At 41.5% G+C, this 16,304-nt stretch carries 4 protein-coding genes; all 4 read left to right on the forward strand.

The genetic code is table 11. The features are described from left to right. Window positions 1–27 precede the first annotated feature (27 nt). The 4 genes from FNT16_RS14340 to FNT16_RS14355 are packed head-to-tail and all read left to right on the forward strand — an operon-like array spanning window position 28 to window position 16,302. Window positions 28–999: a hypothetical protein gene (locus FNT16_RS14340; RefSeq protein WP_143872216.1), complete on the forward strand. Its 972-nt coding sequence runs from the start codon at window positions 28–30 to the stop codon at window positions 997–999. An 11-nt stretch (window positions 1,000–1,010) separates the two neighbouring features. Then, the gene (locus tag FNT16_RS14345; RefSeq protein ID WP_143872217.1) at window positions 1,011–2,978 is read left to right on the forward strand and encodes a LamG-like jellyroll fold domain-containing protein; all 1,968 of its coding nucleotides are present in this window, start codon (window positions 1,011–1,013) and stop codon (window positions 2,976–2,978) included. Continuing rightward, a complete protein-coding gene (locus FNT16_RS14350) occupies window positions 2,969–5,023 on the forward strand; it encodes a LamG domain-containing protein (protein ID WP_143872218.1) in 2,055 nt (684 codons plus the stop codon). The genes FNT16_RS14345 and FNT16_RS14350 overlap by 10 nt, the downstream gene beginning before the upstream one ends. Continuing rightward, window positions 5,023–16,302 carry a PA14 domain-containing protein gene (locus FNT16_RS14355; protein WP_143872219.1) on the forward strand — a complete coding sequence of 3,760 codons (11,280 nt, stop codon included), beginning with the start codon at window positions 5,023–5,025 and terminating at the stop codon, window positions 16,300–16,302. Before FNT16_RS14350 ends, FNT16_RS14355 begins: the two co-directional genes overlap by 1 nt. Window positions 16,303–16,304 lie beyond the last annotated feature (2 nt).

The following is a 16,304-nucleotide window of genomic DNA, read 5'->3' on the forward strand; positions in this document are numbered from 1 at the left end:
TTCTATAAAAATATTGGAGAACTCACATTGAATAGATTCATACCGGCAATACTTTTGTCATTTGTTTTTGTTGTGAATGCAAATACATTGCAAACCCAAACTATCTCTTTGAATCAAGGCTGGAATGCAGTTTATTTAATGGTAGAGCCGCAATCTGACGATTTAAATACGTTATTGTCCGACACAAAAATAGATATGATCGCCAGTTATTTTGCCCCTTTAAGCTCGGTTGAATTTATAGATGAACCAAACGAGCAAAATTGGAAATCTGCACAGTGGCATAAATGGATAGCGCCCAGTCGTGAAGATTCTTTTTTAACTAATTTGTACCGCTTGAATAGTGGCCGGGGATACTTAGTTCATGCTACGGACGATTTTAATTGGCAAATAACAGGTGAAGTTAAGTTTCTTAAACCCAACTGGCAGGCAAACGCATTTACATTAATTGGTTTTGAAGTCGACGAAACTTTACCGCTCACCTTTGCGGACTTTTTTGAATCATCCGCAGCACATCAACAACTGGTTGCCTACCGGCTGATTGACAATAAATGGACATTGATCACCGAGCCAAATCAAACAATTGTCGAACGTAATCAGGCTTACTGGATTTATAGTCAAGGAAATTCTGAATTCTATGGCAACTTGCAAATTTCAGGGATATCTAGTGATGGTGTGGTTTTCCAACCCAGTAATAACCGATACGAAATCATGGTAAAAAATATTGGTCGTATTCCATCTGATTTTTTGTTTCAGAATGTATTGGGTACGGATAATTCCGCCTCAGTGCCTGTAGCGATTGAAGTAGATTCAGTGGCAGAAAGTGAATTGCTTTCTGATATTACAAATTATGCCTCACCGGTTTTATTGCAGGGAGAAAAAACCAAAGTCAGTTTTGTTTTGCAAAAAAATCAAATTAATGGACAACCAAGCCGCAAAAGCTTACTGCAAATTTCAGGCTTTGGTATTAAGCGATTAATCCCAATTAGCGCGCAGCTATAGAGAAGTTAACTATGATAAAAAATAAACTATATTTGATAACGGTTATTGGCGCTTATTTCTTTAGCTCGAATATTACAGCACAAATTACCCCACAGTCTTTGGCGTTGGGAAAAGGGGAGGTACTGCAAACCGCAAAATTACCCAACAATTTACAAGATGCCACGATTGAATTTTGGTTTAAAACTGCATCTCAGGATACAGGTTTAGTGTTGATTGAGCGCGATAACACGCACCAAGCGCTGAATTTGAGATTGAATAAGGGCAACCTGGAGTTATCGGATAGTCCGGTAAATAATCCTTTTTTTACTGTGTCCGGTCCATTTTCAGACAATCAATGGCATCATCTTTCGCTCGTTGTTTCGTCAGATACGAGCACAGGCATCTTAGATATCAATGTATATCTAAACGGCCAGTTAGCCAAAAAACACCAGATTCAAAAAGGCGTTGATAAAGCCTATTTTAGTGGGGCTAAGATCCGATTTTTAAGCGCAGAGTTTTATCAGGGCTTGGTAGGGGACTTTTACAACGATAGACGAAAAAAGATATGTTATGGATATACCGAACCTAACATCCCTTTTCAATATAATTGCCATTCAGGGATGGATGCATTTGATGGTTATGTCTATGAAAAATGGCAACATCACGTAGGTAAAACGGTTTCTAAAAATTTCGATATCAATTTTGTAGGTGATGGTGCACAGACATTATCCGGCAAAACGAACTCGGATAACTTTACCGCACGCTGGCAAGGTTACCTTGTACCAACCCAAAGCGGTCAGTATACGATAAAAACAGTCAGTGATGATGGATTGAAATTATGGTTAGATGACATCAACGGAGCCGCTAAAATTAATGTCTGGCAAAATGGCGGTGGGTTACAAGGAAGCACTCAACTCACTTTAACAGAGGGAGTCTACACTCCGATAAAAATTGAATATTTCGAAAATAGTGGGCATGCCAATTTACAACTCAAGTGGATTACGCCAGACGGTATCGAACAAATTATCCCGCACGAAAATCTATATTGGCAGCAAAATGCTTCCGAGCTTGATATAACGCAGCCTAGAGTTTGGCAGGTCACACGAAACGCCGAGCAAATCTCATCTTCTTATAAATCCAATTTATCCGGTTTAGAACAAGGCTTATTGTTTAACAGTCAGTTAGGGCGTTTTATTACCCAAGGCCAGGCTACCAAGTTATTGAATCAGGCACCATATTCAGGTGATTTTAGTTTTATATCAGACGAAAGTGTTGATGGTAAATTAATGCCCGCATCAACGCTCGTTATGCAAAGCGCCTCCCTTGGTCAAACTGCGATGCAATTTGATGGTAGTGTGCAAACTTTGTTAACCGAACAAGCTGACAGTTACCCCAAACTCATAGAAAACACCAGTTTTTCAGTAGAGTTTTGGTTAAAAAGCAATAAAAAATCAACAACTGAATCACACAATATAGCGATAGGTATTGCCGGTGCCTATTCAAACTCCAGTTTTGTCGCCGGTTTCAAAAGTGGCAAGTTATTTTGCGCAACAAAAAACAATGATACTGATTTTGTGATAGAACCAGAGATTAGTGCGGGGAACCCTTGGATATACTTTGCTTGTACTTACGATAACGCGTTAAACGGAGGTACGTTAACGCTGTTTAAAAATGGCTTGCAAATTGCCCAAAAATCAAACGTATCAGCTGTCACCGCAACAGGTGATTTATATGTCGGGGGGAATGGTTTTGAGCAATATTTTACCGGCGAAATTGATGAGCTGAGAATTTGGGATAGTGTACGTAGTCAGTCTGAAATAAGACAAACAAGCGCTACTCGCTTAATTAAACAACCGGCTGGTTTGTTAGTTCAACAAAGTTTAGACAGTCCTATTAGCTCAGATACAAGCAGCGATTTTCAATTTAATGACAGCTTCAATAGTGGCGTATTGGTGAGTTCAACGGATACGGTAAGTAGTAACTTTCAAACTTGGGGGTAAAGCTTGATAACATCAATGCGCAGGGCCAAATTCCGGTACAGGGAGAATATGCACTCAATTTTAAAGGTTCCACACAAGCAGCGACATGGCGTTTAGCGCAAAGCCAGCAGGAGAAACTTGCCTCAGAATTCACCTTTTCAATTTGGTTAAACTTGACTCAATCCGCGCAAAACAGCGAAATTATTGCAGCTTCCAACCAAATTAAACTCGTTCGTGAGGGCAATAAAGTTGCACTTTATCTTAGTAGTCAAGAGTCGCCTTTAATCCTTACAGAGCGCACACTTACATTAGAAGAATGGCATAATCTGAGTGTGATATATAGCGACAACCACTTAAACTTATTATTAAATGGTGAACTGCAAAAGCGAGTTGAAGTTGGCACTGTAACGATCAGCGAATGGTCTTTAGGGAAATCCAACAGCGATGGTCAGAGTGTTAGCTCTTTAACTGGCGCGATTGATCACTTACAGCTTTGGTCCAGAGCTTTATCTACTGAACAATTACAACAGTTGTCTAAGGCGAAGCTAACGGGCATGGAGCCTCATTTGATTTTGGCTGAAAACTTTAATCAGTCTTTGTACACGCAAACCAGTGGATTACTGCTAAGCAATGCGCAGCTTGCTGATTTTACTGCAAACGATTTATCTGATGGCTTAGCTTTTGCGAACATCAACTTAAACCAAGCCTATTATTTTGATTCTGTTGATGATGCGTTAACAAGTGACGCACTAAACTTAGATTTACAACAGGGCATCACGCTTGATTTTTACAACCGGTTTGCCAAGTTAGGGCAAAATGCGACCCTTATTTCACATGCTAATGAATCTCGCCAGATTGCTATAAAGGTAACGGATGCTGATCAACTGGTTTGTACGTTAGATAATTTGAGCGCTGCAACACCTGCTAATGCGCTTGATCTTTTGTGGCATCATTGGGCTTGTACTTTTAGCGTAAATGACGAACAAAACTTAGTTATTCAAATATATAAAGATGGGGCGCTTTTGAATCAGCAAAGTTTTGCTGACTTTAACAGTTACGACGTAACGGCAAATCTCATATTGGGTAAAAATAATGAGCAGCATTATTCTGGTTGGATGGATGAATTCCATGTCTGGAATAGAGTGCTGCCGGTTGGCGATTTAATTGCTTTGCAAAATGCGGCACCGAGCCATAATTCTTTAGGGTTAACGGCACGCTGGCATTTTAATGATGTTTTTGCTGGAACCTATACCGATGTTATTAATGGAAATAATGCTGTTTCGGGCGAAAATTCGGCGTCGACTGCAGCGCAAGGCATTACTTTTAAAAATGCAGAAATTGAACTAGGGACAACCTTGCCGACCGGTGAGCTAAAAACCGGTTTATGGCAAGGTCGGGTCGTTGTTTCAAAGGTTAACGAATCCCATATTGAGGTAAAAGACAGTCAAGCGTTAACAGAAGCGGGCTCTACTTTTTTACTGCCATTTTTATTGCATGCCAGTGCTGACAGAACACATATATTATCGGAAGTGACATTAATGCAAACCAAACCTGGCGTTGATGCAGTGCGTCCAGTGTTAATAACCGATCAAAGGTTATTAGCAAATTATGATGGTATTGTTCGTAAAAACGGCAAACTGGTTGGCGTTAGATTATCTGCAATTCCATTTATCTTAGATTCAGAAACGAATGCGGGTGCCGTGAAGGTTAAAACTCAGCAGGTGATGCAAGGTAAAATTGGTGAAGGGGGGGCGGTGTCAGTCATTTTAACTTATGCGAAAGATCATCCGCTTAACCCTTATAAACATTTATATCACCCAGATTTAGATAAAGGTTTCGAAATTAAACGTCATATTCACTTTATGTTTGATGAATACAGTCAAGCGCAAAAATCAGAAAATCCAAGGTTAGGTGTAGACGAGTTGAGTGGCGTTTATACCGAAAAAGTTACGGGTCTGCACCAGCAAACCAATAACGATGAACTAGCACCAATTATCTCTAAAGGCCGATTTAGTATGCAATTAGTCAGTAGCGTTAAACAGCTAAATGCAGTAGGAGTTGAATAATGAATAAAATATATAAACTTACTGTCAAATTTGTCGGCTCAATGCTTAATGTTTTTTTATTACTATTGACAGTTTTGCACAGTGCAAATGCAGCTACCCCGTACATCAATGAAATTACCGGCGGTCAAATTCATGATATTGGTTATGATGATGCCGGTAATATGTATGCAGTTGTTTATAACGAAGGCAATATCATTAATGTATCTGGTCAGAGTTTTGTTGTAACGCAAACCGGTGTTTCATTGGCGAAATTTTCTCCTGCGGGTGAACTAAGCATATTTCAAGATTTAGGGACTAGCTTCAGGTCAACTGATAGTAATAAAAAACTTAAGTTGCTAGTCAGTAGTCAAGGACTGGAGTTGCTGAGTTCTAATGCCAGTAACAGTGGGGATTATTTACATCGTTATTCATTTGAGCTTAAACATAGCAAAACGCACTGGTATTCTACCGATGCATCCTATGCGGCAACAAACTTTGCTATAAACGCCTCTGGTAACCCAATAGAAATAGGCGAAAGCACGGTAAATCAAAATTCTGTTGTTGGAGGCTATAGCCTGACAAAACCGACGTTAAAGCTGAGCAATAACAATAAAAAAACCTCAACCTTTGGCGTTAAAAAGCGTTACTACAACGAAAAATCTGTCCCCGATTCTGAGCCAACCTTATTCGATGTGCATATTCCGATGCAAGCTGCGGCTGTGTTAACGGATGAGTCGGGTGATATCTATAGTTTTTATGGTACAGAGCAGTTATCACATGGAACACAGGCTGTGGGCAACAACAGTCCTGCGATGGATTTGAGCAGTATCGTTAGCAATTTATCTCGGTCTTATAATATTGATAACGGTGGTGATGCATATTCATCGATTGGCTGGCATACGATAGTCAAAAATGCATACTCAAATAATTGGCATAATTGTACTAATGTCGACGTGAAAGGCGTACGCCAAGAATTTACGAGCGGTCATGTCTCATGTATCGCTTGGAACCGCTACCCTTTGCTTAACTCAGGTGATGATGGTCACTATAACCGTGTGGATGGTTTACTAAAATTTCCAGCATCAGGTGACTATAAATTTGAAATTTCTGATATCGATGACTGGGCAAAGGTTGTCATTGATCGTGATAGTAGTAAACAAGTTGAGGGTAAGATAGGGGCAACAAAATCAGCAACTTATACGCTAGATGCTGGTTTTCATTTCATTACATTAGAGCACAGAGATACGGAAGGCGGCGGCAAGAGAGTTAGACTGAAAATTTATGATAGTAGCGATCAGGTGATTTTTAATAATCTGCTTGAATGGAATGCCAATTCTGCGCAAGACCGTCTATCAGGTTCAATCGCAACCTGGTATTGGCCTAATTTTTTACCGGAAAAAGATACTGCTTATTATACAGATGGTAATGCGAAATGGTCAGAAGCTGAAATATCTGGGCTGAACTCTGCATTACGTTCAAATGAAGCCTTTCGACCGCATGAATACTCAAGCAATAATACTGGCCGTACTTTTATTTCAAAACGCAACAGTAATGGTGATTTAATTAAAATTAAAGCACGCAAGGAAGAAGTGCCAGTTGATGCAATTTATGCCAACTCGCGCATTTATGTGCTCAGTAAAATGGTTGTTGCCAACAATAGCAGCAATGCCACCTCGCCGGTTAAAGCAACTGGTTTTAAGCTTTACGCCCTAGATGCAAGCTTAAATCAGGTTGCTAACTCAGAAGCTACCTTTGAATTACAAAACGGTGCTGAATATAAAGGCCAGGCGATGGCGTTAAATAAAGACAGCAACGGCAATATATATTTGATGGCGACACTGGAAACAGGTGTTACTGCAGATTTTAAAACCGGTTCATCGATTAAATTTGGTAACATAACCACTGGCCAGCGTACGTTTTTTGTCAGTAAACTAGACAGCAATCTGAATTGGGTGTGGGTAACTCAGCCGGATGGATTTACCGGTAGTTTGCCCGCAAATGCTGCAGCAACAGGTGGTTTATCAATACAAGAAACCTCCGGAGAAGTATATGTTAGTGGCTACTTTAAAAACGGTAAGCTGACATTAAGAGATAGTAGTGGTGATGATGCAAATTTAATAGCAGGCAACGCCAACAAAAGTTTTGTGATTGCACTGAATAACCAGGGTGAGTGGGCCACGCGAGCAACGGTTAGTATTGAATCTAAGTATGATAACAATCTTGTTTACCCGGGGGTGGGTAATTTTAGTTATGTAAAAGGTTCAACAGTTGAAGTTAGTGCGCCCAATCAATATTACATCGACAAAAACGGTCAAGTTTTATATCAGGTCGATTCGTCTGGCAACTTTATTTTAGATGACGCCAATCAGAAAATTCTGGTTTCAGATCCAAATGATACGCGAGCCGTCACTCGCTATACCTGTACCGGTTATGACTTGGAAGACCAAGTGGTTAGTGGTCAGGCGTGCCGATACGCATTCACTTTTAATTCAAATGTGTCCATTAAATTTAATTGGAAGGTTGAACATTTATTAGACTTAAAAACTAATATAACCACGCTAGGCGATTATACCCTAGCGCAGCCTAACCCTCAGCCAACGATTGGTCGTCATTGGATTGAAGAAGGTGAACAGCTAACCTTACAAGTAAATGGTGCGGTGGTTGATACAAGCAACAATAATAAGCGTGTTTTACTGAATGATATTGGTGTAAAGGTGCTGGATAACCGTAAGTCATATAGCCCCTTTACCGATTCAGGTGCATCGGTCACCTTTGTCGGTGACAGAATAGGTACACCTAGAATAGATTTGCCGAATATGGAAAAAGCGGTATTTGACGGCGATTTCACCATAGAGTTTTGGGTTAATCCCCATGAAAACAGTACTTTATACGGTAACCGAGTGTTGGAGATTTCAGCAAGCACTGGGGCTAACGGTTCTTTCGCCAATAATTTAATACTCGGGTTGAATGGCAGTGATAAAAAACCAGAATTTTACATTTTAAACTCTGAGCTAGATCCTAAAGATCATTTTCCACGGGTTTTGGCGACACAGTCATTGACGGATAATGAGTGGCAGCACATCGCATTAACCTATGATCGCAGTGAAACCACAGCTACTTTTTACATCAATGGTCAGTTTGCCGGCGCTAGGTATGATATGCCATTACCACGCTCAATCGATCGAGACTTGAGCTATTTGGGCAATACCTTATGGTATGATGCTTTAAATAAATACACTAAAAACTTCTCTATTGATGAATTTAGAGTTTGGCGTGAAGCGCGCAGCCAAACTCAAATTCGCAATAATATGAATCATGCTTTTAGCAGCAGGCAAGCGAATTTAGAATATTATTTAAAATTTGATGAAGCGAAAAACCCTTTAGCCAGCACACTGGCAAATAATACCGAGTCAGCCAGTGTGATTGGTTTAAATTCTGGGGCTGAGTTCATCTCTTCTGATGTCTCCCTTCCATTGGATTTTATACCCGGTGACCAACGTCAACAGCCGCTGAGCTTAAACTTTAATGCGCCTCTGCAAGTTACCTACAATTGGCAAACTCAATATGCAATCGATCTTAATACGACAGCTTCAAAATACGAAGATTTAGTCCGTATTCAAACCTTACAATCGGGTAAAGTGGTTAGGTTAGAACAAAATGCTGGCAAATATTGGGTCGATGAATTTGAACATGTTCGCTTGTTAATGCCAGCAGCCAGTGGTTTAAATCAATTAAAAGGTTGGTTGTATGGCAGAGGTTTGCCAAACGGTTTAGCTGAATCTGGTGATTTAAGCAAGTTAAATAACAACACCACAGTGATTGACGGAAAAACTTATTATTTTATTGATATTGATAATTTGAGTAATGCGGTTTCACTTGCGTGGGAAATGGAAATTCTAACGTTAAAAGCAAATTACAATATTGGTTCAGCAGTCAGTTTGGCTGAGATAATCGAGCATAATTTAACGGACGCTAAAATTGGCAGTGCAGTCAGTCAGCTCAAACAAACGTTAACCTCAAATGGACGACTCAATGTTGCACCTTTCAATGGCTTTATCATCAGTGGTAATGCAGATACGTATCAGGATATGTACCTGTGGGCCGATTACGAAGATAAAATCTATCCACTAATTCCCGGAAAATATAGTTTAGAATGGTCGGTAAACGAACCCGTACAAGGGGGGAGTGCCGAAACATTTCGTGTTGAAATTACCTCTAATTGGCCAGTTGCATCTCATTATGATTATGTCATTGATACCCCCGCAGTGTGGTTAGACCGGAGTATTTTGGATACCTGGGCGTTCGTTAAACTGGCATATACTGAAGTTGAAAGTAATAACAGCATTGTTGAGGTTGATAAATTTATTTTTGAAAGCAGCAGTGATCCTGTGCCAAAGACCAGTGAAGTTAATAAAAAATCAACGTTAGTTTTCACTTGTTCAGATAAAAATTTGGCTGCTGGCGAAACAGCCAGTCCGGCGATTGGCGATATCAATAATGAGCCAGTCTGTGTTCGGGTTGTTTCTTTGATTAGCCAATCGATGGTGCACTCAAATGCTTCGGCGCCAATTGGTGATGTGCTTGTCGATAGTGAACATACAGCGCCGCACAGTGGCTATATTGAAAATGATCTGGCAAGGTATAATTCAAATATTTACCAGCCTGAACTTTTAACCGGACCTATCATCCCGGTCAATAAAAACTTTATCAGTGGCAACCCAGAACATTTATTTGAAGTATTTTGGTACAAAAATTACCAGTACGAAAATGTTTATGAAGCCGTATATTGGCCATTTAAAAAGGTTCGTTATGATATTCGCTGGCCAGAAAAACTAAATGGCAATGACGACCCTCAAGCATTACAGCGTATTGTTATAGCCAGTCGGGTTGGTTCTGATGGTAAAGACGGCTTGCGTATTGCGGAGCAGGAAAAGTTTGCGCCGACTAAATTTGAAGATGTAAGCATATACAATCAACCAAACCCAGCGTTAGCTGGCTTTAATCCGAATGAAGAACACGCATTAATTGAAGCTTCATACAGATATCGCACTGAATCGCCAAGACCACCGGCTGCATTTGCATTAAGAAACGATTTAAATGTAACAACAGCAGACGAATCCTATACTTCGCATCCATACGTGTTAGTGCAATACAAAGATAATTCATTCACACCTGCAGCTTACCGAATGAAAGTTTATAAGGTTGAGATGGAAGATCCGGCAACTTTTCACAGTGCAAATCAAGCGTCTGGTAATGAAAGTTTAGACAAACAACTCAAGACATTAACGGCTGGTTTAACCGCGACCTATTTCGCCGAACCGTCGTTGAGCAATGCCATTCATCGGGGTACGGTCAGTCGTTTAAATATCACAACCGAACAGCTCGATAGCGCGGTACCAAACGACAAAGTGGGTGTGCGATATGAAGGGGTGATTATTGGGCAGCAATCAGGCGATCACTTGTTTAATTTAGAATATGACGATCGTATTCGTTTATGGATTGACGATGAGTTATTGGTTGACGATTGGAATAATGGCGGAGTGCGGAGCAAAGTCTTCAATAAGACCTTAAACCAAAATCAAGTTTATAAGCTTAAAGTTGAATATTACGATGACACTTCCAATACTCAACTGAGTTTATCCTGGCGTTTGCCAAGTGAAACCACATTGCAAACGATACCCTCTAGCGTGATGAAATCACATGCGCTTACAACACAACAAGGTTTTATTGCCAGCTACTTTAACAATAAAACCTTGTCTGGAAATCCCACTAGTGTAGAGCGTGTTCAAAACATAGGTTTCTCCACGGGTGGCAGTATCGGGCACGGCTTAGGCCATGATAATTTTTCAGTTCGTTATACCGGACAGATTGTACCTGAAGTTTCTGGCGAATATACCTTGGTAGCGCGTGCGGACGACGGTGTCAATTTGTGGTTAGACGGTAAACAGGTTATATCTTCATGGATTGATTCAGGGCCATTTGACCGTAAATATAAAGTTAGCCTAGAAGCGAATACAGCCTATGATATTCGATTGGAATATTACGAACACGGCGGTGGTGCAGAACTGTTTTTTAGATGGATTAAACCGTCACAAACGGCTCAGAACTTAGTTCAGGGTACAGAGGTGGTTAGTGCCAGCCTAGATGTTTTACCGGCTATTGAAATTACAACTGGCTCATCTGTTTCAGGTGGAAGTGCAGAAGAACAGCAGGCTTACACCTTTACTTATCCAATGAAAGCCGGTGAGCCTGTCGTTGCGCCTTATCCGCTTAATGTTGTGCAAGGTGTGCAAATACCGGGTTTAAACTGGGGGCATCAAGGGAGTACACCTGCACAAAATGTGTATTGGGAAGATCATAAAGGGCAGGCGTGGGCGATATCCGGTGGTGGCCGATTGTTTAGTTACCAGTGGTATCCAATGCAACCCGATTTTTGGTGGCCTGCGGATACACAATTGTGCTTTGATAAGAGTCAACCAGCCGATTTTAAAGGTCGTAAAATATCAACGAAAAACGACGTTAATCTAACTTGCCAAGCGGTTGCCGATGGCACCTTATTACCGTTTTCTCAAGTAGTTGAAGGTGAAAATCGAGAAATAGCGATTAGCTTCGACACCAGTTGGCCGCAAGAGCTGCCGATTTTAAAAGCAGGTGAAACCTTAACCTATTCTGGCGGTGAAGCCGAAGAGGATGGAATTGCTGAAAATGGGTTGCCCGGCGTTTTAGCTTTTGCTGCGGGTCAGATTATATATGACGATGTAAACAAACTAATGGGGCTAAACGCAGGTTATAGCTCGGACAAACGCTATTCTGCTCGACTTGCACAAGTGCTTGAAAAGCGCACTGTGAAATGGCCGACTGGGGGGACTGAGTTCAGTAAAATTCCTGAATTTGACTTGTCCCAGAAAATGGTTAAACAAGAGCGAGGTTTGTATTATTTCACTGATTTGCCTGCACATTTACAAAACCGTATATATTATGATCCACTGACTAAAGAATTAGCGGTGCAAGGTTTTCTTGACGGAAAAACTTTGGGCGACGATACCTTAACGGCGGCACCCGGCGCGATTTATTCATTGTTGCCTAATATCCTCACCAGTGAAGAAGTGGCGGTTGTTAAATCACTAACAGACAATGCAACGTTCGCTCAGGTTGTCGATCAACTGTATGCATTATCCCGTAATCCATCAAAGCTGACGGGTATAGACTATGGCATCGGAATTGAGGTCGCACAAAATCCGGAAGGGAGTTTAAAAACTGATACCTATATCCATACGGCAAGTTTGGGTAGTGGACTCGCGTTAATGCCAAGCGCAGCAATGTTAGATCCCAACTCTAATGCACCTGATATCACCTATGTAACGGTTGCAGAAAATAACCATGCAGATTTAGGGAGCGCGCCGGTAGCTTTACATATTGTGAAACTGGTTAAAGCCAATAAGTTTAGAGGTGAAATAGATGTTTTGATGCCACCTAATGTGTTTGATGAAAAAGTGGTTTTAAGACATACAGCTGACTTTGGCGCAAATGGCACCGATATGGTGTACGAATGGAAATATCGCGCGGACGATGGTTTAGAAAAAGCACCGCCAGATCAAGCTCCGAGCGATTGGAAACCCTTTTCTTTACCTAATAATGGTTTAGGCCAAAATCAGATTGCATTGCAAGGCGCGACCGCGGCGTTGTTAGCCGATAATTTGTTTTTCACCCGATATCGCCACAAAGACTGTCAGCCTTCCAATAATGCCGATTGTTGGTCAGATTGGGCGGGGGCTGCGAACAATAATCCGGCAAAAAATGTTTATAAAGCACAGTTGTCTGAGGGCTGGGTAAAACGTGTTATTGACAGAGTAAATCTGTTCGAAGCGCGCATCAGTGATTTTTATAGTAGTGACAGCCCGGCAACGTACTCCAGTATGTTGCAACAAGCAGGACAAAGATATAACGGGGCGGTGGCGTTAAATGCTGATCAAGATGTTATAGAGAACGTAGGTTTAATTCAGCTTTATCAAACCGTTTTAGAACGGGCTAAGCTGTTGAGTATAGAAGCTTCACAACCCACTTCTAACTCAAGTGTTAATAACGCCCTGCAATTAGCGGCGACACGGTTGGCTCAGTTGTATACCTTGCTGGCCAATGAAGCTTATGTCGACGCGCTTGATCCGTCTATTGGTTTCACGACAGAAAGTGAGGCTTATGGCAGTGTTGCACCGAGTATTTTTACTTTCAAAAATCAAATGCCTTCTTTACTGCAGGAGGAGTTAAGTTTATTAAGGGGACGCTCAGAATTTGGTGCGAGTCCGGCATTTAATCGTCTGATTTGGAATTTCACCATTGGTGACGGAGAGGTTGCGTATGCGCTGAATTACAATATTAAAGATGTTGATGGAAGTGGTTTGGTTGACGAAGATGACGCCCGGGTTTTATATCCACAGGGTCATGGCGACGCATGGGGCCACTACACAATGGCATTAAGGTATTATTATGACTTGATGCAAAATGGTAATTTCAAGTGGACACCGAGAGGCGAAAAAGTCCTTATTGATGGTGTGACAGTTGATGTTGATTTTCAGGACGAACAACGTTTTGCCGAAATAGCCGCTGCGCGCGCAAAAACGGGTCGCGATATTGTTGATATGACATATAGAGCAAGTTATGTTGAAGATGAAAATGGTCAGTGGCAAGGTTATAAAGACAGAAATACTGAACGTTCATGGGGCGTTTCTGAATGGGCTCAGCGCGCATCAACGGGTGCTTATTTCGATTGGTTAATGGCCAACAATATGTTGCCAGCGAAAGACAGTGATTATACCGACAGCGCCGACATCCGAAAAGTTGATCGCAGCACGGTACCGGAAATTCAGCAAATCTCCAGTCAGGCGCAAAATATCTATGCATTAGCAGCATCGGCTGATAAAGGACAAAACCCGTTAGGCGTCGCGCCTGATATAGTGCCTTTTGATGTTGATCCTGTGCGTGTTGATCGTAATTATAATAATCCCGCGACACATTTTGAGCAGGTCGCAGAGCGAGCAGAACAGGCTTTGGAAAATGCCTTTAAGGTTTATGATTACGCGAATGTGCAAAAGAACCGGATCAGAGAAGTTGCTGATACCGCGCAAGACATGTTGCAACAAGCGCAAGATCAAGATCGTGATTTCAAAAGTCGCTTAATTGAAATCTTTGGCACACCCTATGAAGGTACCATTGGTAGCGGCAAGGTGTATGCGCCGGGTTACGATGGTCCTGATCTTTATTTCTATCAATATGTTGATGTGACTGATATCACAAACGAAGTTGCACCAGTGGCGAATAGCAATGGTCAAACCTTTGATAACGTATTAACAGGTCATTTTAAGAGCCGCACCACTTCAATAGGTGATATATCCGATATTGATGCGGTTAACTCAGTGGTTGCATCTAATGCGATACAAATTGAATACCCAGTGACCGCGGGTACATATGGTTTTGATGCACCTGCTTCTTGGGGCATTCGACGGGCTCCCGGAAAACTCCAGGAAGCGCTGTCTGAAATATTGGTCGCTCAAGCTAACTTTAATCAAGCCGCTGACCAATATGATGATTTGATACAGGATATGGAGTTTCAAGTAGGGCAGATTTATGCACAAAAAGCATTTCAGGATAATGTGATTAACGTTCGCAATGAGGCCATTGATGACACTTTAACATTTAATGCCGTTATTGGGACTTTGAAAACCACGCAGAGTGCAATGAATGAAACGCGAGATTTTTTGCGGCATACTTCAGCCTTGGCTGCCGATGCGTTGCCTAAAAGTGCCGGTTTATCGGTTGATGTAGGCGCGCCTGGACGGGCTGCGATTTATGCTTCATGGGCGATAGCTGATCCTATTTTATCTGTTGCAAACATAGCCGCTGAAGGCGCAATTGTGGCAACTGAATCGGAAAAAGAACTTAAAGCAATGGAACATGAGCTAGAGATCGAAAAAGCTGGCTATGATTTTGAAACGCAGCAACAACTGAGAGAGGTGGAATACAGCTTAACCACACAAGAACCCTACCTTAGAGTTGAAATGTATAAAAAGCGTGAAATTTTGCGTCAGGCCGGTGAAAAGTATCGCACGGTGCTCGCTGAAGGTTTACGTTTATTAGAAGAGCGGGAAGCCTTAAATAAACGTATCGCTGCGAAAGCGCAGGGCGAGCGTTATAAGGATATGACGTTCAGAATGGGTCAATATGAAGCACTGCAAAAATATCGTGCCGCATTTGATTTGGCATCCCGTTATATTTATATGGCAGCGCGTGTCTATGACTACGAAACCAATTTATCTGAAAACGATCCGGCCTCTGCCAAACATATGTTATCGCAAATCGTTAAAGAGCGAACATTGGGTGAACAAAGTCTAAACGGTGCTGTTAGTGGGCAAGGTGGTTTAAGCGAGATATTATCAACCCTTAAAATCAATTTTGATGTGTTGAAAACACAAATGGGCTTTAATAACCCACAAACCGAGTCGGGGCGTTTTTCACTGCGTCATGGGCTGTTTAGAATTGCCAACGATGATAACTCAACGGAAGACGATAAGCTTTGGCGTAATACACTGGCAAAATATAAACAAAATAATCTGTGGGATGTGCCTGAATTCAGACGTTTTGCGCGTAATTTTGCACCGGAAAGTGCTGGCGTACAACCTGGGTTAGTGATTCCATTCTCCTCAACAATTGAGTTTGGTAAAAACTTCTTCGGTTGGCCGTTATCTGGCGGTGATTTTGCCTACGATGCAAGCAACTTTGCCACCAAAGTCAGATCGGTCGGTGTTTGGTTTGATAACTATAACAATGCGGCGTTATCAACCACACCACGTGTGTATTTAATACCGGTAGGAATGGACATTATGTATGTGCCGGACAGTGTTGAACTAGATACTCGAGAATGGAGTGTTATTGATCAGGTGATACCTGTGCCATTACCTGCAAGGGATAGTGACTTAAATAATTCAGCGTGGATACCCAGTGCGGATAGTTTAAGTGGATCTTTTGATAAAATAAGACGCCACTCAAGCTTCCGCGCCTATCATGATTCCGGTTCTTTTAACGAAACAGATATGACCTATAGCAGTCGACTCATTGGCCGCTCAGTATGGAACACCAAATGGTTGCTGATTATTCCGGGCGGCACATTCCTCGCTGATTCGGAAGATGGTATGGATACTTTTATTTATGGCCAGAAAATTCCCGGACAAAATACGGTGTTACGCGATGGTAATGGTGTCACGGATATCAAACTATTTTTCCAAACTTATTCTTACTCAGGAAACTAATT

The organism is Catenovulum sediminis (genome assembly GCF_007289895.1).
GTDB classification, from domain to species: domain Bacteria; phylum Pseudomonadota; class Gammaproteobacteria; order Enterobacterales; family Alteromonadaceae; genus Catenovulum; species Catenovulum sediminis.